This window comes from Saccharopolyspora sp. NPDC045839 (genome assembly GCF_056431645.1).
This window is the reverse complement of sequence record NZ_JBWKKH010000002.1, coordinates 96,142-122,730: the sequence shown is the minus strand read 5'-3', so window position 1 is coordinate 122,730 and position 26,589 is coordinate 96,142. Positions and strand designations below refer to the sequence as shown.

Here is a 26,589-nt window from a genome sequence, read left to right as displayed (position 1 = left end):
GATGCCGGGGGTTCGCGGCCGGCTCAGCGGGGCAGCTGGGACTCCAGCTGGTCCGCCAGCTCGTTCATGATCCCGGCGTAGCTGGCATAGCTCATCGGCGCGACCGCGTCCCATTCGACGAAGCGGTTCGCGGCGGCCGCCGGATGCGAGGCGAACACCGGGTTCTCCTTCATCTGCTCCGGCTTCATCGAGGCGGGCCGGGCGTCCCACAGCAGGACGTCGCCGGGATAGGCGTTGGCCTTCTCCCAGGACAGCCGCTCGAAGTAGCCGCCGCCGGCCACGTCCGGGTTCTTCGGCGTCGTGATCGGCAGGCCCAGCTCCTTGACGTAGTAGTCCAGGTCCGGGTTGCGGGCCGGGACCACCACGAAGTACTCCTCCTTGGTGCCGCCCACGGCCAGGATCGACTCGCCCTCGGCGCGCATCCGCGCCCCGATGTCGCGCAAGCGCTGGGCGGCCGCGTTGAACCGGTCCTCGTCGGCCTTCACCCGCTCCGAGTCGACATCGCCGCCGAGCGCGCGAGCCAGCTCCTTGTACTTGCGGATGGCCTCGGGCAGCGCGATCCCCGACTGCTGGACGCCGACGGTCGGCACGATCCGCTTGACCGCCTCCTCCTGGTCCTGGACCAGGTGCCAGAGGCCCTCGAACTCCGCGTACTTGCCGCTGACCAGCAGCTCCGGACCGAGAGAGGTCAGCCGCTCCATGTTCACCTCGCCATAGCCCGGCCCCGTGACGTCGGTGACCTGGCGCGGATCGATGCTCCCCGCCTCCGGCTCGGTGGAGCCGTCGTCGCGCACCAGCGGCCCGAAGGTGCCGGCCACGTTGACCCCGAAGTCCTTCAGCGCGCCGGCCGCCGAAACCTGCGCGACGACTCGCTCCGGGCGCTTGTCCGCCGTTACGGTGATCCCGCGATCATCGGTGTAGGACCAGCCGGCGCCCTCCTGGTCGTTCTGACCAGGCGAAGCGCATGCCGCCAGCGAGCCGGCGGCGACGAGCAACGCGGCAGCCGCTCGGATCTTGTGACGCAAACCAACCTCCCCATTTCCGTAAGGCTAGGCTAACCTAGCACTCGATCTCGGGAGGTTATGGATGCCAGGTACGCGGACCGCGCAGTCGACCGAGCACAAGCCCGTCTACCGGACGTTCCCGGTCGAGGTCGCGCGGGTGCAACGGCTCGGCCCGAGCTTCGTCCGGATCACCTTCACCGCCGAATGCCTGCGCTCCTTCGGCGCCGGCGGGCACGACCAGCGGATCAAGCTGGTGCTGCCGCGGCCGGGCCGCACCCTCGCGGACTTCCCGAGCGGCGCCGACTGGTACCAGCGGTGGCTGGCGATGCCCGACGAGATCCGCCCGAACCTGCGCACCTACACGGTCCGCGCCTACCGCGGCGAATCCGCCGAGCTCGACGTCGACTTCGTGCTGCACGGCGGCCCCGGCCACGGCGGCCCCGCCTCGAACTGGGCGGCGCAGGCGCGGCCCGGCGACGAGATCGGCCTGCTCGGCCCCGACCGGCCGGGCACCGGCCGCATGTGGGGCTGCGAGTGGGCGCCGCCCGCGGCGGCCGGCCACCTGGTGCTCGCCGGCGACGAGACCGCCGTGCCCGCCGTCGCCTCCATCGTCGAATCGCTCCCGCCGTGCGCTCGCGGCATCGTCTGCCTCGAAGTGCCGGAGGAGCACGACCGGCAGGACTGGAACCTGCCCGACGGCGTCGAGGTGCGCTGGTTCCCCCGATGCGCGGCGATGCCGCACGGCAAGCTGCTGGAGGAAGGCGTCGCCGCGGCCCTGAACGAGCTGCGCCCGACGTCGCGCGGCGGCGCGGCCGACCTGGACGACGTCGACGTGGACACCACGACGCTGTGGGACGTGCCCGACACGCCCACCGACGCGGCCTCCCCCAACGCCTTCTACGGCTGGCTGGCCGGCGAGGCGGGCGTGATCAAGCGGCTGCGGCGAATGCTGGTGAACGACTACGGCATTCCGAAGCAGGCGGTCGCCTTCATGGGCTATTGGCGCGAGGGCCACTGCTGACCTCCTGATCTGTCGGTGACTTCGGTTACTGTGCTGTGCGACACCAAAAGTCCAGGACAGGTAGCCGAAGGGGCGCAGTCATGGCCGCCACGACCACCATGGCCACCGACGATTTCGTCGCGCAGGCCGACCCGTACCGCCGGGAACTGCTGGCGCACTGCTACCGGATGCTCGGCTCGCTGCACGACGCCGAGGACCTGGTGCAGGAGACGTACCTGCGCGCCTGGCGCGCCTACGACCGGTTCGAGGGCCGCTCGTCGCTGCGCACCTGGCTCTACCGGATCGCCACCACCACCTGCCTGACCGCGCTGGAGAACCGGAAGCGCCGCCCGCTGCCGACCGGTCTGGGCGGCCCCACCGACGACCCCGGCGGGGAGCTGGTCGAACTCCCCGAGGTGGCGTGGCTGGAACCCATCCCCGACGGCATGGTCGCCGACGAGCACACCGATCCCGCGGCGATCGTCGGCGCGCGGGAGAGCACCCGGCTGGCGTTCATCGCCGCCCTGCAGCACCTGCCCGCCCGGCAGCGCGCGGTGCTGATCCTGCGCGACGTGCTGAAGTGGAAGGCCGCCGAGGTCGCCGACGCGCTCGGCATCAGCACGGCCGCGGCCAACAGCGTCCTGCAGCGCGCCCGGGCCCAGCTCGACCAGGTCAAGCCGTCCGAGGACGACACCCCGCAGCCGCTGACCACCGAACAGCGGCAGCTGCTGGAGCGCTACGTGGCGGCGTTCGAGGCCAAGGACATCCCGTCCATCGTGCAGATGTTCACCGACGACGCGGTCTGGGAGATGCCGCCGATCGCGACGTGGGTGCGCGGCGCGGAGCACATCGGCCGGCTGGTCGACCTCCAGTGCCCGGCCGGTCCGGGCGAGATGCGGCTGCTGCCGGCGCGGGCGAACGGCCAGGTCGCCTTCGGCGTGTACCGGCTCGGGCCCGACGGCGTGTTCCGGCCGTTCCACCTGCAGGTGCTGGACTTCGACGGCGCGAAGGTCAAGCACACCGTCGCGTTCTTCGACGTCAGCCTGTTCCCCAAGTTCGGCCTGCCCGACACCTGCGGCTAGCTCAGCGGGTGCGCGGCGAGGAACCGCAGCAGGGCGCCGGAGGATTCGGCCCGCTGCTCCTCGAAGTAGGCGTGGCGGGCACCTTCGAGGTAGAGCAGTTCGGCACCGGCGATGCGTTCGGCGAGGATCGCGGCGTTCTCCGCCGGGCTGAAGATGTCGTCGGTGCCGTGCAGCACCAGCGTCGGCGCCGTCACCCGGGCCAGCTCCGCCCAGCTGTCGTGGCCGTTGCTGGCCCGGAGGTGCCCGCGCCGGGCGTGGTGGGGCATCGGGCCGCCGAGCGTGACGTACGGGCCGGGGTGGGTCCGCACCCATTCCGGCGTGTACATCAGGTCGATCAGGGCTTGCCGCGCCGCATCCGCCGACGGCTGCGCGAGGGACCGGGTCACCTCGGCGTCGGCGCGCAGCCCGCGGGTGCCACCGACCGAGGTGCAGCCCAGCACCAGCGCACCGACCCGGTCCGGGTGGTCGATCGCCACCCACTGCGCCACCTTGCCGCCCATCGAGGTGCCGTAGACGTGGGCTCGCGCCAGGCCCAGGTCGTCGAGGACGGCGATCACGTCGCCCGCGAAACGGCGGACGCCGTACTCCGCGTCGGCGGGCTTGTCGCTCTGCCCGGTGCCGAGGTAGTCCAGCACGATCGTCCGGTAACCGTCCTCGAAATCGGCGTGCACGTTGTCCCACCAGTGGTGGGTGTTCGCCTGCCCGCTCAGCAGCACCAGCGGTTCGCCGGAACCCCGGACCTGGTAGTAGATCTTGGCTTGGTCAGCTGTCGTCGCGAACGGCACGCGAACATCCTAGAGTGGCCGGCGGAGACGTCTGGGCGCCTGGTGGCCCCCTCGGCCTTCAAAGCCGGTGGCACCGAGCATCTCGGTGCGGCGGGTTCGATTCCCGTCCGTCTCCGCCAGTGAACCCGCCGTCGACGTGCTGCAATGGGGACATGTCCGGGAGCGCGACGATTCGTCTGACCCAGTACGCGCACGGCGGCGGCTGCGCCTGCAAGATCCCGCCCGGCGAACTGGAGTCGGTCGTCGGCGGCCTGGCGCCCGCCGTCGAGCGGCCGAACGCAGAGCTGATCGTCGGCCTGGACACCGGCGACGACGCCGCCGTGGTGCGCGCCGACGGCGGGCCGGCGATCGTGGCCACCACGGACTTCTTCACGCCCGTCGTGGACGATCCCTACGACTGGGGCCGCATCGCCGCCACGAACGCGCTGTCCGACGTCTATGCGATGGGCGGGACGCCGATCGTCGCGGTCAACCTGCTCGGCTGGCCGCGCGACGTCCTGCCGTTCGAGCTGGCCGCAGAGGTGCTGCGCGGCGGTTGCGACGCCGCCGGGGCGGCGGGCTGCCACGTCGGCGGCGGGCACAGCGTCGACGATCCCGAGCCGAAGTACGGTCTGGCGGTCACCGGCCTGGTCGAGCCGGATCGGTTGCTGCGCAACGACACCGCGCGTCCCGGCCTGCCGCTGTCGCTGACGAAACCACTGGGCATCGGCGTCCTCAACACCCGGCACAAGAGCACCGGCGAACGCTTCGAGCAGGCGATCGACGCGATGACGACGCTGAACCGCGATGCCGCCGCCGCGGCGGCGCGGGCGGGGGCGGTGTGCGCGACCGACGTCACCGGATTCGGCTTGCTGGGCCACCTGTTCAAGACGATGCGCGCCTCCGGCACCGCCGCCGAGATCGACGTGGCCGCCGTGCCCTACCTCGACGGCGCGCGGGATGCGGTGCGGGCCGGGTTCGTCAGCGGCGGCACCCGCCGGAACCTCGACTGGGTCCGGCCGCACCTCGATCCTGGTTCGGCGCCGGCAGAAGACCTGCTGCTGCTCGCCGACGCGCAGACCTCCGGCGGGCTGCTCGTGGTCGGCGAGGTGCCCGGCGCGGCGGTGATCGGCCGGGTGGTCCCCGCGCGCGCCGCGACGATTTCGCTGCGCTGAAACGCATCCGCCCACATCGTGGGCGGCCGCGATGATCCATTGACGCTTCCTCGGCACGCTTCTAGCGTTCTAGGCATGGCTCAGTCGGTGCAGTTGGTCACCAGGGACCACGTCGACCTCCTCCGGGTGAGCTCCGCCGCCTGTCCGCGGCGCTGAGCGCCCGCACTCCCGCGCTTCTCCCGGCATCGTTCGCCGGTCCCATTCGCCGCTTCCCCCGGCGCCGTTCCCGCGCGCCTCCGGCGCGCGCCTCCTCTTCAATCCGCTGTGGAGTCAACTCCGCCCGGCAGCAAGGACCTGCAGATGGCACCACGACCGAACCTGCACCTCGCGGTGGCGCTGGACGGCGCCGGCTGGCATCCCGCCGCGTGGCGGGAGGAATCCGCCCGCCCCGCCGAGCTCTTCACCGCCGACTACTGGGTCGACGTCGTGCGGGAAGCGGAGCGCGGACTGCTCGACCTCGTCACGATCGAGGACTCGCTCGGCCCGCAAACCACCCTCGACGAGGGCCCGGACGACCGGACCGACCAGGTGCGCGGCCGGCTCGACGCCGGTCTGATCGCCGCCCGCGTCGCGCCTCGCACCACGCACATCGGCCTGGTGCCCAGCGCGGTCGTCACCCACACCGAGCCGTTCCACATCTCCAAGGCGGTCGCCAGCCTGGACTACATCAGCGCCGGCCGCGCGGGCTGGCAGGCGCAGGTTTCGGGGCGCCGCAGCGAGGCCGCGCACTTCGGCCGTCGCGAGGTCGACCTCGTGGAGCTGTTCGACGAGGCCGCGGACCACGTCGAGGTGGTCCGCCGGCTGTGGGACAGCTGGGAGGACGACGCGGAGATCCGCGACGTCGCGACCGGCCGGTTCATCGACCGCGACAAGCTGCACTACATCGACTTCGCCGGGAAGTGGTTCCACGTCAAGGGACCGTCGATCACGCCCCGGCCGCCGCAGGGCCAGCCGCTGGTGACGGCGCTCGCGACGGAGGCGGCCGCGCACCGGTTCGCCGCCCGCGCCGCGGACATCGCCTTCACCACCCCGCACGACGCGGAGCAGGCGCGGATCATCGTCGAGCGGATCCGCGCCGAACAGCTCGACGCCGGGCGGGAGCACGACGCCCTGCACGTCTTCGGCGACCTGGTCGTGTTCCTCGGCGAACGCGCGGCCGAGCGCAAGGCGCGGCTGGACGAGCAGGACGGTTCGGTGTCCACATCGGACGCACCGGTGTTCGCCGGCACCGCGGCCGGACTCGCCGACCGGCTGCTCGCCTGGCGCGAGGCGGGGCTTTCCGGATTCCGGCTGCGGCCCGGTGCCATCCCGCACGACCTGACCGCGATCACCCGGGACCTCGTCCCGGAACTGCAGCGCCGCGGGGCGTTCCGCACCGCGTACGAGGCCGACACGCTGCGCGGCCTGTTCGGCCTGACCCGGCCCGCCAGCCGCTACGCCACCGCCGGAGGACACCAGTGAGCAAGCAGATTCACCTGGCAGCGCACTTCCCGGGCGTGAACAACACGACGGTGTGGAGCGATCCGGCTTCGCTGAGCCAGATCGAGTTCTCCTCGTTCACGCACCTGGCGCGCACCGCCGAGCGCGGGAAGTTCGACTTCCTGTTCCTCGCCGAAGGGCTGCGGCTGCGCGAGCACGCCGGGAAGATCTACGACCTGGACGTGGTGGGCCGCCCGGACACCTTCACGGTGCTGGCCGGGCTGGCCGCCGTCACCGAACACCTCGGGCTGGCGGGCACGATCAACTCGACGTTCAACGAGCCCTACGAGGTGGCCCGGCAGTTCGCCAGCCTCGACCACCTCTCCGGCGGCCGGGCGGCCTGGAACGTCGTCACGTCGTGGGATGCGTTCACCGGCGAGAACTTCCGGCGCGGCGGCTTCCTGCCGGAGGACCAGCGCTACGAACGCGCCGAGCGGTTCCTGCGCACCGCGTGGGAGCTCTTCGACTCGTGGCACGGCGACGAGATCGTCGCCGACAAGGAATCCGGGACCTTCCTCGACGACCCGCTGGCCGGTTCCTTCGCGCACCGCGACGCGCACTTCGACATCGCGGGCCGCTTCAACGTGCCGCGCAGCCCGCAGGGCCGGCCGGTCATCTTCCAGGCCGGCGATTCCGACGCGGGCCGCGAGTTCGCCGCCTCGGCCTCCGACGCGATCTTCACCGGTCACGGAACCCTGGAGGCGGGCAAGGCGTTCTACGCGGACGTCAAGGGCAGGCTCGCCCGGCACGGCCGGTCCCGCGACGAGCTCCTGGTGTTCCCGGCGACGACCGTCGTGCTCGGCGACACCGACGCGGAGGCCCACGAACGCGCCGCGCACATCCGGCGTCAGCAGGTCAGCGGGCAGACCGCCATCCGGTTCCTGGAACAGCTCTGGAACACCGACCTCAGCGACTTGGACCCGGACGGACCGCTGCCGGAGTCCGACCCGGCGACCGGCACCGACACGATCACCAAGGGCCGGGCCAGCACCCGCCGGCACCGCGACCCGATCGCCATCGCCCGGCAGTGGCGCGAGCTGGCGGAGGCCAAGCACCTGTCGGTCCGCGAGCTGATCATCGAGGTCACCGCGCGGCAGTCGTTCATCGGCACGGCGACGAGCGTGGCCGAGGCGATGAACCGGTCCGTGCAGGAGGAGGCGTCGGACGGCTTCATCCTCGTCCCGCACCTCACGCCCGGCGGCCTGGACGAGTTCGTCGACACCGTGGTGCCGCTGCTGCAGGAACGCGGCGTGTACCGCACCGAGTACCCGGGTGCCACGCTGCGCGAGAACCTCGGGCTGCCGCCGCTGGAAAACCCCCGGCAGAGCGCGAAAGCCGCATCATGACCGAGCCGTCCCGGAGGTCGCCGGTGTCCACTCCCCTCTCCGTCCTCGACCTGTCCCCCATCGTGTCCGGGCAGTGTCCGGCGGACGCCCTGCACAACACCATCGACCTCGCGAAGCGCACCGAACACCTCGGCTACCGGCGCTACTGGGTCGCCGAGCACCACCTCACGCCCGGCGTCGCCTCGGCGGCGCCGGCGGTGCTGATCGCGCTGATCGCGGGCGCGACCAACCGCATCCGGGTGGGTTCGGCGGCGGTGCTGCTGGGTCACCACGCCCCACTGGTGATCGCCGAGCAGTTCGGCACGGTCGCACAACTGCATCCGGCCCGCGTCGACCTCGGCCTGGGCCGCTCGGGGCTGGTGCGCGGCCGGGACTTCGTGCGCCGGTTCGCCGATCCGGCCGACGGCCCGGCGCCCGCGGGGAAGGTGGTCGACGGCCTGCTGATCCCGCCCAAGCCGCGGGCGCTGGCCAAGTCGAAGCGGTTCCTGGCCCGCATCGAGGAGCAGCAGCGGCTGCTCAGCACCCGCGATCCGGCGGAAGCACCGCTGGACTACCGCACCCAGGTCGAGCACGTCCTGCAGTTCATCGGCGGCGACTTCCGGTCCTCCAGTGGCGAACCGGTGCACGCCGTGCCCGTCGAAGGTGCCGATCTCGACGTCTGGGTCCTCGGCTCCAGCGCCGGCGAGAGTTCGGCCGCGGCGGGGTCGCTGGGCCTGCCGTTCGCGGCGAACTACCACGTCAGTCCGTCCACGGTGCTGGAGGCGGTCGCGTCCTACCGGGACGGTTTCGCGGCCTCCGCGAAGCTGGCCCGGCCCTACGTGGTGGTGTCGGCGGACGTGGTGGTCGCCGACACCGACGAACGGGCCCGGGAACTCGCCGACCCGTACGGGCCGTGGGTGCACAGCATCCGCACCGGGGAGGGCGCGATCCCGTTCCCCAGCCCGGCCGAAGCCGCCGAGTTCCGCTGGACCGACCAGGCTCGGGAGATCGTCGCCGACCGGGTGGACACGCAGATCGTCGGCGAGCCGGAGGCGGTGGCGCGCAAGCTGGCGACGCTGCGCGACGCCACCGGCGCCGACGAGCTCGTGATCACCACGGTCACGCACGACCACGCCGACCGGGTCCGTTCCTACGAGCTGCTCGCGAAGGCCTGGCAGGCGGCCTAGCCGCGGCCGATGAACGGCATCGCGGTGGCGGTGACGGTCAGGAACTGCACGTTGGCGTTCAGCGGCAGGCCCGCCATGTAGAGCACGGCGTCGGCCACGTGCCGGGCATCGAAGGTCGGTTCGGGGCGCACCGAGCCGTCCGCCTGCACCGCGCCGGTGGCGATGCCCGCGGTCATCTCGGTGGCGGCGTTGCCGATGTCGATCTGCCCGCAGGCGATGCCGTAGGGCCGGCCGTCGAGCGAGATCGACTTGGTCAGGCCGGTGATGGCGTGCTTGGTGGCGGTGTAGGCGACGCTGCGCGGCCGCGGGCTGTGCGCGGAGATCGAGCCGTTGTTGATGATCCGGCCGCCCTGCGGGTCCTGCTCCCGCATGACGCGGAAGGCGTGGTGCGCGCACAGGAACGAGCCGGTCAGGTTGGCCTGCACGACGTCCTGCCAGTCCGAATAGGACAGTTCGCCGACCGAACCGGCGGCGCCGAAGGTGCCCGCGTTGTTGACCAGCAGGTCCACCCGGCCCCAGGCGTCGCGGACGCCGTCGAACAACGCGGCGACCGACTCCGGGTCGCCGACGTCGGTCGGCACCACGAGGGCGGCGTCCGAGCCCTGCGCGGTCTCCCGCAGCGGCTCGGGCCGCCGCCCGGCCAGCGCGACCCGGTAGCCCGCGCCGAGCAGCGCCCGCGCGATCTCCCGCCCCACGCCCGATCCGGCCCCGGTCACCACCGCGACTCGCATGTCGCTCATCAGCCCTCCCATCGGTCATTGCCAGCGGGCTCATTGATACCCCACTGCCTCGCACGGGTACCCCAGCGCCATGAGCATGCGTCCACGAAGCGTGCGAGCGGCGCTGTGCGGCCCGGCGTTGCTCGCGGCGCTCGCCGCACCGGCGGGCTGCGCCGAAGCACCGACGAACTTCCCGGTCGCGCCTGTGCAGGTGCAGAGCGGGGAGGTCACGGTGCGCGGTGTCGTGCGCAGCGGGGTCGAGCAGGGATGCCTGGTCCTCGCCACCGCAGACCGGGAGTACCTGCTGGTGCATCCGCCGTCGACGTTGCGTCCGGGCGTGACCGCCGTGGTCCGCGGCAGGATCGAGCCGGGCATGGTCACGACCTGCATGCAGGGCACGCCGCTGGTGGTCTCGGAGGCGCACACCGGGTGAGCCGGCATCAACGGATGCCCTTGACCTCCTTCCCGTGCAGGGCGAGCGCGTAGATGATGATCAGGTCCAGCACGATGACGATGCTGGACCAGACCGGGGAACCGAGGAAGAACGCGACGTTGGTGAGCAGGCTCAACACCGCGAAGGCGATCGCGACCACGCGCGCCCACATCCAACCGGACATCACCCCGACGCCGGCGGCGGCGAGGACGACGCCGAGCACGACGTAGGCCCCGCCGACGTGGACGAGCGCGGGCGTGCCGACCGGTGTGGCGAGGCTGTTCCCGGAGCGCGTGAAAGCCGCGATGCCGTAGATCACCTGAACGACGCCGACGATCAGCAGGACGACGCCGGCGAAGATAACCCACCCCAGCCACCGGGTGGGAAAGCCGCGATGCGGCACGTTGTGGGACGTCATGGTCCGGCTCCCTCCGCGAACTCCATCGCCAAAGGGTTGCGACGCGCCCCGAGACGATCCAGGGCCGAACTACCTCTAATCCGGCGTACCCACCACCGCGTCCGCCCAGACGGTGGAGGGGCGCGGGGTGTCGATGCGGTAGTCGGTGGCGCGCGCCTCGAACAGCCGGACGCCCAGGTCGAAGGCCTTGCCGAGCGGATCGCCCGGATCCCGGGCGACTTCGCCGCGCGAGTTGCCGAAGCCCTGCACGACGCCGACGAAGTCGTGGTGGAGGTAGCGCGCGAGCTCCTGCAGGTGCGCGGTGACGCCCACCAGCGAGCCGGGGTAGGTCTCCTCCGAGCTGACCACGGCGGCCAGCCGCTTGTTCACCAGCCGCCGCTTGACGTGCTCGTGCTCCGGATAGCCGGCGGCCTCATAGCAGAAGATCCGGTCGATGAAGAGCTTCAGCTGCCCGGAGATGCCGTACCAGTAGAGGGGCGTGGCGAGCACGAGCGCATCGGCGGGGAGGACCTTGCCCACCAGGAGGTCCTCGTAGTCGTCATCGATGGAGCAGCGCCCGGCGGCGTTGCGGCACACCCGGCAGTCGCGCAGCGGTGCCGAGACCACGTCGGAGAGGTCGACGATCTCGACGTCGTGGCCGGCCTGCGCGGCCCCGGCGAGCACCGATTCGGCGAGCATTCGGGAATTTCCGTCCTTGCGCGGACTGGAGCTCAAGGCAAGAACTTTCACCGGGAAAGACACCCCCGTTGATCGCGGCGTATGTGCAGCTCAATCCTCACCAGGAACAACCATGAAGACAAGCAGGACATCAAGGCCAGTACTGGTAAGATTTTGTGCATGTTCGACCCGGCCCGGCTGCGCCTCCTGGTCGCCCTCCACGAACAAGGAACGTTGCACGCAGCAGCGGCCGCACTGCACGTTTCACCGTCCGCCGCCTCACAACAGCTGGCGACCCTCACGAAGGAAGCGGGGACACCGCTGACGGAGGTGGACGGCCGCCGCCTGCGCTTCACCGAAGCCGGCCGCGTCCTGGTGGACCACGCATACGCGCTGCTCGCCAACCTGGAACGCGCGTTCGGCGACGTGCAGGCGGCGACCCGGGGAGACCTGGGGCAGCTCTGCGTAGGCGGTGTCCCGTCGCTGATCCCGACGGTGCTGATCCCGGCGGCGCAGGCCATCCGCGAACAACACCCGAGACTGCGGGTAGGCATCCACGAGATCGCGGTGCCGGACTGCCTGGACCAGCTCTGCAGCGGCGACCTGGACGTGATCGTCTCGGTGACGGCGGACGTGGCACTACCCGACGACGACCCGAGGTGCACCCGCATCGAACTCGGCACCGACGACTGCCACCTCGTGGTCCCGGCAACCCACCCGATCGCCGACCACGAAGCGGTCGACCTGAAGCGGCTGGCCGACGAGGACTGGATCAGCACGGCGGCGGGAGACGCCTGCGACCAACTGCTGCACTCGACGTGCGCAGCAGCAGGCTTCCGACCCAGCATCCGGCACCGGGCCAGCGACTGGGCCGCGATCGCCGCCCTGGTCGAAGCGGGACTGGGCATCGCCCTCGTACCAAGCCACGCCCGCCTACCGACCACGGCGGCGCTGACCACGATCGACATCGAGGGCGGCCCGGTACAACGGCGAATCCACGCAACGATCCGCCGAGGAACCGATACCCGGCCAGCGGTGGCCCACTACCTCACAACCCTGAAGACGGCCGTCGCCCAGCACTGCGCATCCGGATAGCGACGAACGACCGCTAGAGGCCGCGCCCAAACGATCAGAGGGCGTCACGATTCGCCCGCCGGGTCCCGTGGTGTGGGGATGAGGTCCCGGAGGTACTCGCGGTGCTGCGAGGGCAGTGCTCTGCCGCCTGGTCTGGGTGTTCGCCCGGGGTCCACTGTGGGCGGTGGGATGAACTCGGGCCGCCCATTACGCATGGCGATGTCCCAGCGTTGGTTGTGGAGGGTGCGGTGGTGGTGTGCGCAGAGCATGACCATGTTGTTCAGGTCGGTGGCGCCGCCGTCGACCCAATGCTGAATGTGGTGCGCTTCCGGTGTCCCCGGTGGGCGGTCACACCCAGGGAACGCACACACACCATCACGCCGGAGTAATGCGGTGCGGATGTGGGTGGGCGCGGTTCGTTTAGCTCTGCCGACGTCGAGTGGGAGGCTGTCGCCGTCGAGGATGATGGGCAGGATTTCGGCGTCGCAGGCGATGCGGCGTGCGTTCTGCGCCGTGATGGCGCGTTCGGTGTTGAGGGTGCCGGGCATACAGTCCTCGCCGATGACCTCCAAGCCGCGCTTCAAGTCGTCGAAGTCGATAGCGATCGTCATCTGCGGTCGCTGCCCACCGGTACGAGGCATTCCATCATGGTCCAGCGCCAAATCCAGCAATGCCGCGAACCCATCGGCGTTCCGCTGCCCCGCAGTGCGGGGATCTTTCTCTCCATCGACCTCAGGGTGGGGTGCGGCGAGGGGCTCGATCAACGCGGCGAACTTCGCACCCGTCTCCCGGTCCAGCTTCGCCTTGATGACGGTCATGCCGTCCCGGGTGGTCGCGTAGTGCAACTCGCGTGCGTCGTGCTGGGCTTCCTCATCGCGGAACGCACCGTCCTGGTCGAGGAGGCAGCGGATGCGTTCGGCAAGTTTCTCCAACTCCCTCGGCGACATCGTCCGCGCATACCCAGCGAGCGTTGATTCGACTTCGGCGACTTGGTGGCAGCGGGCGTAGTCGGGTAGGCGTCGGATTCCGTTGACGATGACGCGCGCGTGGTCCAGCCCGATCGCACCCTCAGCCAGTGCTTGAGCCGTATCGGGCAGATCAGGAGGCATCGTCTCGCCGTGGAAGGTTTGCCGGTCTTCGACGTTGCGGGCGACTGTGACGCGGGTTTTCGCGTCACGCGGGTCGATATTGAGAAGCCCCTGCAGCCAGACTTGCAGCGATCGGGCGGTGGTGTCGGCGTGGATGTCTCGGTGGTCGGCTTCAGCGATGTACTGCAGCTGCTCCCACATCAGTACCCGCATTTCCTTCTCCAGCTCTTGGATGCGGGTGGCGAGTTCGGTGTCGGTGCACGACACCGCCGACCACGGGCCAGCAAGGCCCCCGGTCGCATCATGAGCATTCAGTAGCGGTGTCATGCCACAATTGTCCCGCACTCGAACACGCGTTCGCACTGTTTTTATGGTCGCTTGATCAGGTGAAACACCCCACCAAAGACGGCGAAAATCGAGTCGTGTCAAGGGAAACGGTCACGACACGCCGAAGGCGACCCGCATCCAAGACCAAACCACCGCGCCCCTACCGGTCGTGCGCGCCGCGTCCGGCGACCAGGGGTCGATTTCCCGCGAAATCACGCCATCCCCGCAACGGCCCGACCCTGACAACGGATCACCCCGAAACCAAACCCCACCAGCCCCGGCCGACCCGAAACCCGCCACCCCGCAACGCAAGCCGCCAACGAGCCGGCCCACCCCGGGCCATCCCCGCGATACAAAGCCGCCCAGGTGCTGCGGGCCGGATGTCAAGCCTGAAACCCCGAAGGGGCGGCCGCGAGGCCGGGCTTGACCTCCGGCACGCAGCACCCACAATCCACCCATCGCGGGGATGGCCCCAAAACACACCAAACCCCTAAAAGCCCCAACCCCGCCCAACCCAAACCAAAACCCCAAAACCCCTACCCCGCCAGAACCTCCACCCCGAACCCGGCAATCTCCACCCGACCCCCGGCAACGGAAACCGAAACGCTCCCAGCGTTGTGGTTGAGCAGGAAAACCCGCCCGCCCCGCCGAACGGCCTGCACCCCTTCCGGCAGCCCGGCCACCACGGGCGAAACCCCGCTGTCCCGCACAACCCGATCAAGCACGGCCCGCATCCCCTCGCCCGCCAGCCGGGTCCCGAGGTACCAGGCCACGCCGTCCCCGAAGGCGTTCCGGGTCAAAGCGGCCCCACCGGCCAACCCACCCTCGGTGAACCGCCCGACCACCTCGGCCCCGTCCACCACGACATCCTCGGACCACAGAACCCCGCGCTCGGCGGAGCCCAGCACGGAGACCCCGATGGACTCCCCGTCCGCCAACGGCCAGAACTCGGCCACGCGCGCGCCGAGGACCTCCCGCAACGGCCCCAGGTACCCGCCCAGGTGGACCTGGTCGGATTCGTCGACGATGCCGGAGAAGAACGACACCAGCAGGTGCCCGCCCCGCCGGACGTGCTCGGTCAGGTTCGCCGCGGTTTCGGCCCTGGTGAGGTACAGGTTCGGCACCACGACCAGCCGGTAGCCGGACAGGTCCGAGTCCGGGTGCACGACGTCGCAGCCGATGTTCGCGTCGAACAGCGGCGAGTAGTGCGCCAGGAGCGCGTCGAGCTGGTCCAGCGTGGCCGGGTGCGAGTTCAGCTCCAAGGCCCACCAGCTCTCCCAGTCCAGCACCAGCGCCACGTCGTTGCCGGGACGGGTGTCGACGAGCGGGCCGGTTTCCGCGAGTTCCGCGCCGAGTCCGGCCACTTCGCGGAAGGTCCGGCTGTCCGGCCCGGTGTGCGGCACCATCGCGGAGTGGAACTTCTCGGCGCCGCCCTTGGACTGCCGCCACTGGAAGAACATCACGGCGTCGGCGCCCTGGGCAACGGCCTGCCAGCTCCACAGGCGCATCTGGCCCGGCTGCTTGACGCCATTGCGCTCACGCCAGTTCACCGCGCTCGGTGCCTGTTCCATCAGCAGCCACGGCTGGCCGCCGCGCAGCGACCGGATGACGTCGTAGGACAGCGCGGCGAGCACGTGCGCCCGCGGGTCGTGCGGGTCCGGGTAGGAGTCGTAGCTGACGACGTCCACTTCGGACGCCCAGCGGTGCAGGTCGAGGGTTTTCGCCAGCGGCACGTGGTTCGTGGTCACCGGCACGCCGGGTGTCGCCGCCCGCAGCACGGCCTTCTCCATGCGCAGCAGGTCGAGCATCGTGTCCGAGGAGAACCGGGCGAAGTCGAGCTGCTGGGTGGGGTTGGCGAAGGTGGGTGCGGTGCGCGGCGGCAGCACTTCGCCGAAGTCGTCGTAGCGCTGCGACCAGAACTTCGTCGACCACGCGTCGTTGAGCTCGGCGATGCCTCCGTAGCGCTCGCGCAGCCATTCCCGGAACGCCGCCGCGGAGCTGTCGCAGTAGCAGGCGCGGACGTGGCACCCGTACTCGTTGCCGATGTGCCACAGCGCGAGCGCGGGGTGGTCCGCGTAGCGCTCGGCGATCCGGGTCACCAGCCGCGTGGCGTGCTCCCGGTAGACGGGGCTGGACGGGCAGTACGCCTGCCGCGCCCCGGGCCACAGGACCGTGCCGTCGGCGCGCCGCGGCAGGGTTTCCGGGTGCAGCTTCGCCAGCCACGGCGGCGGTGACGCCGTCATGGTGGCGACCGCGGCGGAGATCCCGGCATCGGCGAGATTGTCCAGCACGCGGTCGAACCAGCCGAAGTCGAACTCGCCGGGCCGGGGTTCCACCAGTGCCCAGCCGAAGATCCCGACGCTGACCAGCGACACCCCGGCCTGCTTCATCAGCCTCATGTCCTCGGCCCACACCTCTTCGGGCCACTGCTCCGGGTTGTAGTCCCCGCCGTAGGCGATGCGGCCCAGCCTCTCCGGCAGGCGGCGCAGGTTCTCGGTCACGACTTGACGCTCCCTTCGGCGGGTTCGGTCAGGCTTGGAGCAGGCCGGCCTCGACCAGGTGTCGGCGGACCGCGGCTCGTTCGGCGTCGTCGAGCGCCACCATCGGCACGCTGGTCGTGCCGTGCTCGATCACGCCCAGCTGCACCAGCGCTTCCTTGAACGCGCCGATCGCCGACGAGTACCGGCTCATCGGGCGGGCGCCGACGCCGATCACGCGGAAGAGCCGCCGCAGCCGCGCCTGCTCGGTCGCAGCCTGCTGCCACTGCCCCGCGGCCGCGGCGTCGAAGAGCCGGACGTAGCCGCGCGGGTCGGCGTTGCCGAGGCCGGGCACCAGGCCGTGCGCGCCGAGCTGCAGGCTGGTGTCGGCCATCGTCTCGGAGCCGCTGAACACCAGGAAGTCCCGGTCCGGCAGGGTTTCCAGCACGGTGCGCAGGCCGTCGAGGTCGCCGCTGGAGTCCTTCAGGCCGCAGAGCGTGCCGTCCGCCGCGAGCTCGACGACCGTTTCCGGGGCGAGCTTGGTGTGCACCGAGACGGGGATGTCGTAGGCGAGCAGCGGCAGGTCGACGGCGGCGCGGATCTGGCGGAAGTGCGTCAGGATCTCGGCCGGATGGGTCGGGACGTAGAACGGCGCCGTGGCCACCAGCGCGGAGGCGCCGTGCCGCAGCGCGGCCCGCGCGTGTTCGACGACCCGCGGAGTGGCGGTGTCGATGACGCCCGCGAGCACCGGCACGGAGCCGGCCGCCACCCCGGCGACGACTTCCAGCACGCGGTACCGCGCCGCGTCCGGCAGGTAGCCGGCCTCGCCGGTCGAGCCCGTGACGAACAGCCCGTGGACCCCGGCTTCGAGCAGGTGGCCGGTGAGCTTCTCCAGCGACGGCACGTCGACTTCGCGGTCCGGGGTCAGCGGTGTGCACAGCGGCGGGATCACTCCGCCGGCCAGCTCGGCCATACCACTCCTCTGTTGCCCATCATGAAGACGTAGGACGTAGGATGTCCAGACGCTATCGGCTCGGACCGCCCCTGACAAGTGCCGGTGCGCCCGGCTGCCGGTGACGGGCCGGCGCAGTACGCTCATATCCGCGCAGTGTCGTTTCGCCCAGCCGATCGGCGGGAGTTCGCGGAATCGACGCCCGTCGGTGGCTCGCAGCGCGGTGCCGGGAGCCGACATGAGCAGGTTGACGCAACCCACCAAGCCCGAGAGCAAGCTGTTCCGGAAGATCCGCCACCAGGCGAACGAGGCGGACCTGCGGTTCCGCCTGGCGCCGGGGATGCGGCGCCAGATCAGCAAGGTCTTCCCGTCGAACTGGTCGTTCCTGCTCGGTGAGCTCGCGCTGTACAGCTTCGTCATCCTGGTGCTCACCGGCACCTACCTCGCGTGGTTCTTCGACCCGTCGATGACCGAGGTGACCTACAACGGCGTCTACCAGAACCTGCGTGGGGTGTCGATGTCCCGCGCGTTCGAGAGCACGCTGGACATCTCCTTCGAGGTCCGCGGCGGACTGTTCGCGCGCCAGCTGCACCACTGGGCCGCGCTGGTGTTCATGGCCGCGATCGTGGTCCACATGTTCCGGATCTTCTTCACCGGCGCGTTCCGCCGGCCGCGCGAGGTGAACTGGACCATCGGCATCCTGCTGTTCTTCCTGGGCATGTTCGAGGGCTTCATCGGCTACTCGCTGCCCGACGACCTGCTCTCCGGAACGGGAATGCGGATCGCCTCCGGCATCGTGCTCTCGGTCCCGGTCATCGGCACCTGGCTGCAGTGGATCCTCTTCGGCGGGGAATTCCCCGGCACCGAGATCATCCCGCGGTTCTACATTCTCCACGTCTTCCTGCTACCGGGCCTCATCGTCGGCCTGGTCGCGGTGCACCTGGCGATCGTCTGGTACCAGAAGCACACCCAGTACCCCGGCCCGAAGCGCACCGAGTCCAATGTGGAGGGCGTGCGGATCATGCCGGTGTTCGCGGTGAAGAGCACCGGGCTGTTCCTGATCATCACCGGCGTGCTGGCGATCATGAGCGGCATCTTCCAGATCAACGCGGTCTGGAACTTCGGCCCGTACGTGGCGTCGATGATCTCGGCGGCCTCCCAGCCGGACTGGTACATGATCTGGACCGACGGGATGGGCCGGCTGTGGCCGCCGTGGGAGGTCTACCTCGGGCCCTACACCATTCCGGCGGTGTTCTTCCCGCTCGTCATCGGGCTCGGCCTGGTGTTCACCGTGGCGATCATCTACCCGTTCCTGGAACGCAAGCTCAGCGGCGACACCGCCCACCACAACCTGCTGCAACGGCCGCGCGACGCGCCGGTGCGCACCGCGCTGGGCGTCATGGCCATCACGTTCTTCGTGGTGGTGCTGCTGTCCGGGGTCAACGACGTCATCGCCTTCGTGTTCGGGTTGTCGCTGAACATGACGACCTGGGCGGGCCGGATCGGCGTGCTGATCGCGCCGCCGATCGCCTACTACGTCACCTACCGGATCTGCCTGGGCCTGCAGCGCACCGACCGGGACGTGCTGGAGCACGGCGTGGAGACCGGCATCATCAAGCGCCTGCCGCACGGCGAGTTCATCGAGGTGCACCAGCCGCTGGGCCCGGTCGACGAGCACGGGCACCCGGTGCCGCTGCCCTACCAGGGCACCCCGGTGCCGAAGAAGATGAACCAGCTCGGCGCCGCCGGGCGGTCGGTGCCCGGCAGCCTGCTGGTGCCCGATCCGCGCGAGGAGACCGAGGCCCTCGACGCCGCCCGCCGCGCCGAGGCGGAGCGGGAACGCCCCGCCGGGGAGGCCGAGGCCGAGGTCGAGGTCCCGTCCGGTCGCCCGCAGGCGCCCGAGCGGTGATCGCCACGGCGCGGGTGCCGTAGGGTGCCGCGGGTGTCCAATCGGGAACTGATCGTGCTGGGCACGGCGAGCCAGGCGCCGACGCGGTCCCGCAACCACAACGGCTACCTGCTGCGCTGGGACGGCACCGGGCTGCTGTTCGACCCCGGCGAGGGGACGCAGCGGCAGATGATCCACGCGCGGGTCAGCGCGCACGACATCGACCGGATCTGCCTGACCCACTTCCACGGGGATCACTGCCTCGGGGTGCCGGGCGTCGTCCAGCGGCTGTCGCTGGACCGGGTCCGGCGGCCGGTGCACGCGCACTACCCGGCGAGCGGGGCCGGCTTCTTCCGCAACCTGCGCTACGCCTCGGCGTTCGACGAGGTGGTCGACCTGCAGGAGCGGCCGGTCGAGCGGGAGGGCGTGATCGCCACCGGCCCGTTCGGCGCGCTGGAGGCGGTGCGGCTGGACCACCGGATCGAGACGTTCGGGTACCGGCTGGTGGAGCCGGACGGCCTGCGCATGGTGCCGGAGCTGCTGGCCCGGCACGGGGTGCGCGGGGCCGCCGTCGGGCAGCTCCAGCGCGAGCAGGTGCTGCGCACCGGGACCGGTCAGGTGACGTTGGAGCAGGTCAGCGAGCCGCGACCGGGACAGCGGTTCGGGTTCGTGATGGACACCCGGCTCTGCGACGGCGTGTTCGCCATCGCCGAGGGCGCCGACCTGCTGGCGATCGAGTCGACCTTCCTGGACGAGGACGCGCGGCTGGCCGACGAGTACCGCCACCTCACCGCCGCCCAGGCGGCCCGGGTCGCGGCCGAATGCGGAGTGCGGACCCTGGTCCTCACCCACTTCTCGCAGCGCTACTCGGATCCGCAACGCTTCCACGACGAGGCGGCGGCCGTTTTCGACGGCCAGGTCGTGGTGGCCGAAGACCTCCAACGCATCCCGGTCCCGAAGCGCTCGTGAACCGAATCGCTATGCTGCCGGGCGGTCAGCAGTCGCGCGGAAGGCGGATTCCTTGGTTCGGCAACCGATCCCGGTCATCATCGTCGCGGGATTCCTCGGGGCCGGGAAGACCAGCCTGCTCAACCACCTGCTGCGCAACCCGCAGGGCGCCCGGATCGGCGTCGTGGTCAACGACTTCGGGAAGATCAACATCGATGCGCTGAGCGTCGCCGGTCAGGTCGACTCCACGGTGTCGCTGGGCAACGGCTGCCTGTGCTGCGCCGTCGACGCCAGCGGGCTCGACGACCTGCTGGCCCGGCTCGCTCGGCCCGGCAGCGACATCGACGTCATCGTGATCGAGTCCAGCGGCCTGGCCGACCCGCGCGGCATGGTCCGGCTGCTGCTGAACAGCACCAACCCCCGCCTCGGCTACGGCGGGCTGGTCGAGGTGGTCGACGCCGCGGAGTTCGACGCGACCCGGCGCCGCCACCCCGAGATCGACCAGCACCTGCGCTTCGCGGATCTGGTGCTGCTGAACAAGATCGACCGCGTCGCCGAATCCGATCAGCGGCGGCTGGCGGGGCTGGTGGGCGGGCTCGCCGGCGGCAAGCCGGTGCTGCCGACCGCGCACGGCAGGATCGACCCGGCGCTGCTGTTCGACCGCGAGGCGGTCCGCGAGCGGCAGGACGTCGCGCGCCAGCTGTCCTTCGACGAGCTGCTGGCCGATTCGTCCGGCGACTGCCACGAGCACCTGCACACCGCGTACCAGAGCGTGGAGTTCACGGCCGACGACCCGGTTCACCCACGGGAGCTGATGCGGTTCCTCGACGACCGCCCGGACGGCGTCTACCGGATGAAGGGCCAGGTGCACTTCGGCGCTCCGGGGCAGGGGCAGAAGTTCACGCTGCACACCGTCGGCGACTTCCTGCGGTTCCAGCGGTCGCGGTGGGCACGGGGCGAATCGCGGCGCACGCAGCTCGTGGTGATCGGCTCCGGCCTGGACCAGGACCGGGTGCGCCGCGACCTGGCCGCCTGCCTCGGCGAACCCGACCCCGCGGACGAGCACAGCATGCTGGATGTGCTCAAGTACACCCGCGCCTGATCTTGCCGAGCCGATCGCGCAGCACCAGCGTCCACTGTGGATCTGCTGCCGGATCCCGGCGGCGGTCGTACCGTGGGCGGATGTCCAGCGCCGAAGTGCTCGTCGATGCGTTCGACCGGATCCGCGAAGTGGTGCACGAGACCGTGTCGGGCCTGGATCCCGACCAGCTGGCGTACCGGGTCGATCCGGAGGCCAACTCGATCGCCTGGCTGGTGTGGCACCTGACCCGGGTGCAGGACGACCACGTCTCGGACGTGGCCGCGGCGGAGCAGGCCTGGACCGCGCAGGACTGGCTCGGGCGCTTCGGACTGCCGTTCGCGCACGAGGACATCGGCTACGGCCACGATCCCGACGAGGTCGCCGACGTCCGCGTCGACTCGGGCGAGCTGCTGACCGGGTACCACGACGCGGTCCACGCGCGGACGGTCGAGTTCGTCGCGGGGCTGACCGACGACGACCTCGCGGAGGTCGTGGACGCCGGGTGGGCTCCCCCGGTCACCCTCGGCGTGCGGCTGGTGAGCGTGATCGCCGACGACCTGCAGCACGCCGGACAGGCCGCCTTCATCCGCGGCATCCTCGAACGCGTCGGCTAGCCGGTGGCATCGCGGCGGCGCCGTGGCCGACAATCGGGGCATGACCGAGCGCAAGCCACCCGGTGTCACGTTCGAATCATGGGTCGACAAGCAGATCCGGACCGCGCAGGAGCGCGGCGACTTCGACGACCTGCCCGGCGCGGGCAAGCCGCTGCCCGGCGCGGGCGCACCGCTGGACGACCAGTGGTGGGTCAAGGACTACATCCGCCGCGAGGGCCTCTCCGGTGATGCGCTGCTGCCCACCCCGCTGCAGCTCCGCAAGGAGGCCGAGCGGCTGCCCGAGGCGGTGCGCGACCTGACCACCGAGCAGGCCGTTCGCGACGTGGCCGCCGCCCTGAACCGCCGGATCGTCGAGCACCTCCGCACGCCGACCGGGCCGCAGGTGGCCATCGGCCCGGTGAACGTCGACGAGGTGGTCGCTTCGTGGCGCGCCGGCCGGCCCGAGCCGGTGCAGCAGCCCGCGGCCGGGCCCGTCGAGCCGGCCGCGGCCGCGCCGCGGAAATCCCGCTGGTGGCAACGCTTCCGGCGGTGACCCCGCCAGCGGTTTCCCACCTCGTGAACGGCTTTGACGGAAATCTCCGACGCTGCTTTGATCAACCTCATGACGCCGGGACCGCTGCTCGTGCAGCGCGCGCACATCGACCTGCTGTGGGTCGCTTCCGCGGCTTGTCCGCGCACCTGATCTCCCCATGCCCCGGCGCCGCTCCGCTGTTCGTCCGAGCCGCCTGCCGCCGGGTTGCTGTTGTTCGCCCGGCGCCGGGATGCGCCCGCGCCGCGATGAGACGGAGACCTGTGCAATGACGCTGGAAGCCGCATTCCTGGAACCGGCGGACGGTGGCGCGGTGATCGAGGTGACCGCCCGGTTCGTCGTCCCGCAACGAGATCTGGCCTCGCTGGAGCGCGATTTCGCCCGGAAGATCCGCGCCCTGGCCGAGATACCGGGCCAGTCGACTGTGGAGGTGCAAGCCCGGCCGCAGGCGCCGCGGCTGCGCGCGCTGCCCGCCCCGGTGGAGCCCGCCCTGCGGATCCTGGTCGCCCCGCGCCGAGTCGTGCGGGCCGACGGGACGTTCATCGACTTCACCCGGCTGGAGTTCGACCTGCTGCTGTTCCTGTGCGAGAACCCGGGACGGGTGCACCGGCGCGGCGCGCTGCTCAACGCCGTGTGGCACCTCAACAGTTCGCCGAGCACCCGCACCGTGGACGTGCACGTCCGGCGGATCCGCAGCAAGCTCGGCCCCGGCCTGGACCTGATCACCACGGTGCGCGGGGTCGGCTACCGGGTGGACCACACCTCGGAGGTCGAGATCGAGCCCGACCCCTACGCGTTGTAGGCCGCCAGCTTCCGGGCGACGTAGCGGGCGTCGCGGCCGACCCCGTGCAGCGTCGCGGACAGGAACGTCCGCTGGTTCTCCAGGCCGACGAGGCCCAGTCCCGGGCCGGCGATCCCGTACCGGTGCTTCGGCCGGCCCGCCGCGTCCAGGACGCCCAGCGGCGCCAAGTAGCCCAGTGCCGGGCGGTATCCCGTGGCCAGGATGACGGTGTCCACGTGCTCGCGGGCGCCGTCGGACCAGTGCAGCTCGGCGCCGTCGGCGGCGGTGAACAGCTCGCGGCGGTCGGGGCGTCCGCTTTCGATCGCCGCGCGGTAGCCGCCGTTGTCGAGCACCGGGATGCTGCCGGGCCGGAACAGCGGCCCCGCCGGGATCCGCGCGAAGGCGGACAGCACCGACCAGAACCGGGAATCGCCCGGCACCGGCTCGTTCGTGGCGTACTGCACCGGTTTCCGGGTGGCGAGGCTGACTTGTGCGTGCTCCGCGAGCTCCACGGCGATCTGCACCGCCGAGTTCCCCGCGCCCACCACGACCACCCGCTGCCCGGCGAAGGGTTCGGGACGGCGGTAGTCCGCCGAATGCAGCACCGTGCCGGTGTAGTCGGCGAGCCCCGCCAGCTCCGGCCGGTGCGCCTTGCCGAACGCGCCGGTCGCCGCCACCAGCAGTGGGGCGCGGAACTCCGCACCGGTGGCGGTGTGCGCTTGGTACTCCCGGCCGGCCCTGGCGACCGAGACGACCCGCTGCCCGGTGCGGATCTCGCAGTCCGAATCGCGGGCGTAGGTGCGCAGGTACTCGATGATTTCGGCGCGGTTCGGATACCGGCTCGGATCGCCGGGGAACCGTGCGCCGGGCAGCTCGTTGAACCGCGCCGGGGTGAACAGGACCAGGCTGTCGTAGTAGGCGGGCCACGATCCCACCGGTTCGGGCCCCGCCTCCAGCACCACCGGGCGGCGGCCCGCGGCGCGCAGGGCCCTCGCGGCGGCCAGCCCCGCCTGGCCGCCGCCGATCACCAACGCATCGCACATTCCGGCAGTATCGGACATACCGCCAGCCGGGCCGCAACGCATTTTTCCGCATCCGTCCACAGTGGATAGGGTGAGCAACGGCGCCGGAACGGGTAGCCGGGTGGCATGCCGAAGCGCAAGCGCGAGGAGTACGAGCGGGGCCTGCCGGGCTACCACGATCCCCTGGCCGGATTCGCCGGCGCGCCGTACGCCCGCAGCGCCCTCACGCTGCGGATCTGGCTGGCCGGATTCGGCCTGGTGTTCTGCGCGGGCGCGGCGGTCCTGCTGTTCCTGGCGGTGCCGGAGCTGGCCTGGCTGGGCTGGGTGCTGGTCGTGCTCGCGGCGATCGCCGCGGTCGACCTCGGCTGGGTCGTCCACCGCAAGCGACGCGGCGAACCCGGCTGAGCGCCCCCGAGGACGCCACCGCCCGCTGACCGGCGGCCGCGATCGGGCTTCCGGTGAACGGAAAGGGGCGTTCCTTCTCCCCCGGCCCGCAACCGATGGTGAGGACCGGCCCGCGGCGCCGGTCACATCTGGGTGCACCGGTGCCGCGGCGGCGCGAGAAGGGAAGCGGCACATGGAGATCCAGGTCGGGATCGTCGGGGCGGGACCCGCGGGGCTGATGCTCTCGCACCTGCTGCACCAGCGCGGCGTGGAGTCCGTCGTCATCGACACCCGCACCCGCGAGGAGATCGAGGGCACCATCCGCGCGGGCGTGCTGGAGCAGAGCTCCGTGGACCTGATGACCGAGACCGGCGTCGGCGACCGCGTCCGCCGGCTGGGCATGGTGCACGAGGGCATCGAGCTGCGCTTCGGCGGCCGCGGGCACCGCATCGACTTCGCCGGCCTCACCGGCGGCCGCGGCGTCACCATCTACCCGCAGCACGAGGTCCTCAAGGACCTGATCGCCAAGCGCCTCGCCGACGGCGGCGACATCCGCTTCGGCGTCTCCGACGTGCAGGTGGAGGGCATCACCGGTGACGCGCCGACGATCCGCTTCACCCAGGACGGCGTCGAGCAGGAGCTGACCTGCGGGCTGGTGGCGGGCTGCGACGGATCGCGGACCACGACCCGGTTCCTGATCCCGGCGCCGAAGCCACGGCAGGACCACTTCCGGCAGTACCCGTTCGCCTGGTTCGGGATCCTCGCCGAGGCACCGCCGTCCTCCGACGAGCTGATCTACGCCCACCACCGCAACGGCTTCGCCCTGATCAGCACCCGCTCGGCGACCGTGCAGCGGCACTACCTGCAGGTCGACCCGAACGACACGGTCGAGGACTGGTCCGACGACCGGATCTGGCAGGAGCTGCACACCCGGGTGGAGGGCGCGCAGATCAAGGAGGGCCCGATCTTCTCGAAGTCGGTGCTGCACTTCCGCAGCTTCGTCTGCGAGCCGATGCAGTACGGCCGCCTGTTCCTGGCGGGCGACGCCGCGCACACCGTGCCGCCGACCGGTGCGAAGGGCATGAACCTGGCGATCGCCGACGTGTACGTGCTTTCCCGCGCCATGGCCCGCTTCTTCGCCGAGAGCGACCGCACCGCGATCGACGCCTACACCGCCACGGCGCTGCCGCGGGTCTGGCGGGCGCAGCACTTCTCGTGGTGGATGACATCGATGCTGCACCGCATGCCGGAGGCCAGCGGCTTCGACCACAACCGCCAGCTCGCAGAGCTCGACACGGTCACCCGCACCCGGGCCGGCCGCACCCTGCTCGCCGAGAACTACGTCGGCACGCCCTTCGACTGACCGTCGAGCCGCCGGTCCGGCCGCAGATCTAGGCCGGATCGGCGAAGTGGCGGAGGACCATCTCCGCCAGTGCGGTGACGTCTTCGTCGACCATCGGCGCGCCGGTCATGCCCATCCGGTGGAGCAGGGTTCCGACGACGACGTCGATGAGGAGCAGGATCCGGTTCTCCGGCTCGCCGAGCGCCTCCTGGAGCGCGAGCCGGTACGGGTCCTGCAACCGCGTGGACAGGACCTCGCGCAGGGCCGGATCGCTCACGGCGTCGACGAACACGCCCGCGAACGCCGCGCCGACCCCGGGCTCGCCGATCTTCACCGCGACCCAGCGGATGGCCGACGCCATGTCCTCTTCCCGGCTGGTGCCCGTCAGCGGCACCGGGCCCAACGCGTCGACGAGGCAGTCCGCGATCAGCGCGCCCTTCGACGGCCAGCGGCGGTAGATCGTCGTCTTCGCCACGCCCGCCGCCGCCGCGATGCGATCCATCGTCGCGCCCGCGTACCCCAGCTCGTGGACCGTGCTCAGCGTTGCGGCGAAGACCTCGGCGTCGATGCCGGCGCGCGGGCGGCCCGGGGGTCTGGCGGATGCGGTCGCTCGGGGCATGGCCACACGATAACAACTTTCGCTACGATCGGTATCGATACCATCGGTAGCGAAACTGTCGTGGCGGACGACTGCCCGAACCCCGGCGGGATCGACGAAGACGGGAGAGCGATGACCACTACCGACCTCGCCGTGGGGGGGGGGGGGGGGGGACCCCCCCCCCCCCCCCCCCCCCCCGGGGGGGGGATCGTAGGGGTGTTTTTTTCCCCCCTCCCCCCCC

At 71.1% G+C, this 26,589-nt stretch carries 26 protein-coding genes and 1 tRNA gene; 17 read left to right on the top strand and 10 right to left on the bottom strand.

Features of this window, described 5'->3' with window-relative positions; genetic code table 11:
• Window positions 1–23: 23 nt before the first annotated feature.
• Entirely contained in the window at window positions 24–1,025 is a 1,002-nt protein-coding gene (locus AC07EQ_RS03450) for an ABC transporter substrate-binding protein (protein ID WP_478386341.1), read from the bottom strand.
• Window positions 1,026–1,086: 61 nt separating this feature from the next.
• On the opposite strand from AC07EQ_RS03450, the gene AC07EQ_RS03445 reads away from it, so the two are divergent.
• Both AC07EQ_RS03445 and AC07EQ_RS03440 read left to right on the top strand, forming a co-directional pair.
• On the top strand, window positions 1,087–2,025 hold the full coding sequence (locus tag AC07EQ_RS03445; protein WP_478386340.1) for a siderophore-interacting protein: 939 nt from the start codon (window positions 1,087–1,089) through the stop codon (window positions 2,023–2,025).
• Window positions 2,026–2,105: 80 nt separating this feature from the next.
• Window positions 2,106–3,086, top strand: coding sequence for a sigma-70 family RNA polymerase sigma factor (locus AC07EQ_RS03440; protein ID WP_478386339.1), 981 nt, complete (start codon window positions 2,106–2,108; stop codon window positions 3,084–3,086).
• Here the strand turns inward: AC07EQ_RS03440 and AC07EQ_RS03435 are convergent.
• Window positions 3,083–3,871, bottom strand: a complete 789-nt coding sequence (locus AC07EQ_RS03435; protein WP_478386338.1) for an alpha/beta fold hydrolase — start codon at window positions 3,869–3,871, stop codon at window positions 3,083–3,085. The two genes, AC07EQ_RS03440 and AC07EQ_RS03435, sit on opposite strands and share 4 nt — an antisense overlap.
• A 23-nt stretch (window positions 3,872–3,894) precedes the next feature.
• On the opposite strand from AC07EQ_RS03435, the gene AC07EQ_RS03430 reads away from it, so the two are divergent.
• The 5 genes from AC07EQ_RS03430 (at window position 3,895) to AC07EQ_RS03410 (ending at window position 9,016) form a co-directional block, all read left to right on the top strand.
• A tRNA-Sec gene (locus tag AC07EQ_RS03430) sits at window positions 3,895–3,990 on the top strand.
• A 33-nt stretch (window positions 3,991–4,023) separates the two neighbouring features.
• Entirely contained in the window at window positions 4,024–5,025 is a 1,002-nt protein-coding gene (gene selD / locus AC07EQ_RS03425) for a selenide, water dikinase SelD (protein ID WP_478386337.1), read from the top strand.
• Window positions 5,026–5,325: 300 nt separating this feature from the next.
• Window positions 5,326–6,486 carry an LLM class flavin-dependent oxidoreductase gene (locus AC07EQ_RS03420; protein WP_478386336.1) on the top strand — a complete coding sequence of 387 codons (1,161 nt, stop codon included), beginning with the start codon at window positions 5,326–5,328 and terminating at the stop codon, window positions 6,484–6,486.
• On the top strand, window positions 6,483–7,850 hold the full coding sequence (locus AC07EQ_RS03415) for an NtaA/DmoA family FMN-dependent monooxygenase (RefSeq protein WP_478386335.1): 1,368 nt from the start codon (window positions 6,483–6,485) through the stop codon (window positions 7,848–7,850). Before AC07EQ_RS03420 ends, AC07EQ_RS03415 begins: the two co-directional genes overlap by 4 nt.
• The gene (locus AC07EQ_RS03410; RefSeq protein WP_478386334.1) at window positions 7,847–9,016 is read left to right on the top strand and encodes an MsnO8 family LLM class oxidoreductase; all 1,170 of its coding nucleotides are present in this window, start codon (window positions 7,847–7,849) and stop codon (window positions 9,014–9,016) included. Before AC07EQ_RS03415 ends, AC07EQ_RS03410 begins: the two co-directional genes overlap by 4 nt.
• On the opposite strand, the gene AC07EQ_RS03405 is transcribed toward AC07EQ_RS03410, so the two are convergent.
• Window positions 9,013–9,756: an SDR family oxidoreductase gene (locus AC07EQ_RS03405; RefSeq protein ID WP_478386333.1), complete on the bottom strand. Its 744-nt coding sequence runs from the start codon at window positions 9,754–9,756 to the stop codon at window positions 9,013–9,015. The genes AC07EQ_RS03410 and AC07EQ_RS03405 overlap by 4 nt on opposite strands.
• Window positions 9,757–9,826: 70 nt before the next feature.
• On the opposite strand from AC07EQ_RS03405, the gene AC07EQ_RS03400 reads away from it, so the two are divergent.
• On the top strand, window positions 9,827–10,168 hold the full coding sequence (locus AC07EQ_RS03400) for a hypothetical protein (protein ID WP_358574339.1): 342 nt from the start codon (window positions 9,827–9,829) through the stop codon (window positions 10,166–10,168).
• Between the two features lie 7 nt (window positions 10,169–10,175).
• Here the strand turns inward: AC07EQ_RS03400 and AC07EQ_RS03395 are convergent, their stop codons facing one another.
• Complete coding sequence (locus AC07EQ_RS03395) at window positions 10,176–10,586, bottom strand: DUF7144 family membrane protein (protein ID WP_478386332.1); 411 nt, start codon at window positions 10,584–10,586, stop codon at window positions 10,176–10,178.
• Between the two features lie 75 nt (window positions 10,587–10,661).
• Complete coding sequence (locus tag AC07EQ_RS03390; RefSeq protein ID WP_478386331.1) at window positions 10,662–11,315, bottom strand: flavodoxin family protein; 654 nt, start codon at window positions 11,313–11,315, stop codon at window positions 10,662–10,664.
• Window positions 11,316–11,423: 108 nt separating this feature from the next.
• Here AC07EQ_RS03390 and AC07EQ_RS03385 point away from each other — a divergent pair, with 108 nt between their 5' ends.
• Window positions 11,424–12,338 (top strand): LysR family transcriptional regulator, encoded by a 915-nt coding sequence (locus AC07EQ_RS03385; RefSeq protein ID WP_478386330.1) that lies wholly within the window; start codon window positions 11,424–11,426, stop codon window positions 12,336–12,338.
• Between the two features lie 44 nt (window positions 12,339–12,382).
• On the opposite strand, the gene AC07EQ_RS03380 is transcribed toward AC07EQ_RS03385, so the two are convergent.
• From AC07EQ_RS03380 to AC07EQ_RS03370, 3 genes are all read right to left on the bottom strand, one after another.
• Window positions 12,383–13,732, bottom strand: coding sequence for an HNH endonuclease signature motif containing protein (locus tag AC07EQ_RS03380; RefSeq protein ID WP_478386329.1), 1,350 nt, complete (start codon window positions 13,730–13,732; stop codon window positions 12,383–12,385).
• Window positions 13,733–14,268: 536 nt separating this feature from the next.
• Window positions 14,269–16,233 carry a beta-galactosidase gene (locus AC07EQ_RS03375; RefSeq protein WP_478386328.1) on the bottom strand — a complete coding sequence of 655 codons (1,965 nt, stop codon included), beginning with the start codon at window positions 16,231–16,233 and terminating at the stop codon, window positions 14,269–14,271.
• Window positions 16,234–16,261: 28 nt separating this feature from the next.
• Entirely contained in the window at window positions 16,262–17,182 is a 921-nt protein-coding gene (locus AC07EQ_RS03370) for a dihydrodipicolinate synthase family protein (protein ID WP_478386327.1), read from the bottom strand.
• Window positions 17,183–17,399: 217 nt separating this feature from the next.
• Between AC07EQ_RS03370 and qcrB the strand changes: the two genes are divergently transcribed.
• The 6 genes from qcrB (at window position 17,400) to AC07EQ_RS03340 (ending at window position 23,023) form a co-directional block, all read left to right on the top strand.
• Window positions 17,400–19,070: a cytochrome bc1 complex cytochrome b subunit gene (gene qcrB / locus AC07EQ_RS03365; RefSeq protein ID WP_478386326.1), complete on the top strand. Its 1,671-nt coding sequence runs from the start codon at window positions 17,400–17,402 to the stop codon at window positions 19,068–19,070.
• A gap of 33 nt (window positions 19,071–19,103) precedes the next feature.
• The gene (locus AC07EQ_RS03360; protein ID WP_478386325.1) at window positions 19,104–20,018 is read left to right on the top strand and encodes a ribonuclease Z; all 915 of its coding nucleotides are present in this window, start codon (window positions 19,104–19,106) and stop codon (window positions 20,016–20,018) included.
• 52 nt (window positions 20,019–20,070) lie between these two features.
• Window positions 20,071–21,099, top strand: coding sequence for a CobW family GTP-binding protein (locus tag AC07EQ_RS03355; RefSeq protein WP_478386324.1), 1,029 nt, complete (start codon window positions 20,071–20,073; stop codon window positions 21,097–21,099).
• Between the two features lie 80 nt (window positions 21,100–21,179).
• On the top strand, window positions 21,180–21,692 hold the full coding sequence (locus AC07EQ_RS03350) for a mycothiol transferase (protein WP_358581079.1): 513 nt from the start codon (window positions 21,180–21,182) through the stop codon (window positions 21,690–21,692).
• A gap of 40 nt (window positions 21,693–21,732) precedes the next feature.
• Window positions 21,733–22,224: a DnaJ family domain-containing protein gene (locus AC07EQ_RS03345; RefSeq protein ID WP_478386323.1), complete on the top strand. Its 492-nt coding sequence runs from the start codon at window positions 21,733–21,735 to the stop codon at window positions 22,222–22,224.
• Window positions 22,225–22,489: 265 nt separating this feature from the next.
• A complete protein-coding gene (locus AC07EQ_RS03340) occupies window positions 22,490–23,023 on the top strand; it encodes a winged helix-turn-helix domain-containing protein (RefSeq protein ID WP_093278330.1) in 534 nt (177 codons plus the stop codon).
• Here AC07EQ_RS03340 and AC07EQ_RS03335 read toward each other — a convergent pair.
• A complete protein-coding gene (locus tag AC07EQ_RS03335) occupies window positions 23,011–24,045 on the bottom strand; it encodes a flavin-containing monooxygenase (RefSeq protein ID WP_478386322.1) in 1,035 nt (344 codons plus the stop codon). The two genes, AC07EQ_RS03340 and AC07EQ_RS03335, sit on opposite strands and share 13 nt — an antisense overlap.
• 105 nt (window positions 24,046–24,150) lie before the next feature.
• Here AC07EQ_RS03335 and AC07EQ_RS03330 point away from each other — a divergent pair, with 105 nt between their 5' ends.
• Together AC07EQ_RS03330 and AC07EQ_RS03325 are read left to right on the top strand one after the other, a co-directional pair.
• Window positions 24,151–24,429 carry a DUF6343 family protein gene (locus AC07EQ_RS03330; protein ID WP_132493555.1) on the top strand — a complete coding sequence of 93 codons (279 nt, stop codon included), beginning with the start codon at window positions 24,151–24,153 and terminating at the stop codon, window positions 24,427–24,429.
• Window positions 24,430–24,601: 172 nt separating this feature from the next.
• Window positions 24,602–25,771 carry a 4-hydroxybenzoate 3-monooxygenase gene (locus AC07EQ_RS03325; RefSeq protein ID WP_478386321.1) on the top strand — a complete coding sequence of 390 codons (1,170 nt, stop codon included), beginning with the start codon at window positions 24,602–24,604 and terminating at the stop codon, window positions 25,769–25,771.
• A gap of 28 nt (window positions 25,772–25,799) precedes the next feature.
• Here the strand turns inward: AC07EQ_RS03325 and AC07EQ_RS03320 are convergent, their stop codons facing one another.
• The gene (locus AC07EQ_RS03320; protein WP_478386320.1) at window positions 25,800–26,369 is read right to left on the bottom strand and encodes a TetR/AcrR family transcriptional regulator; all 570 of its coding nucleotides are present in this window, start codon (window positions 26,367–26,369) and stop codon (window positions 25,800–25,802) included.
• Between the last annotated feature and the right edge of the window lie 220 nt (window positions 26,370–26,589).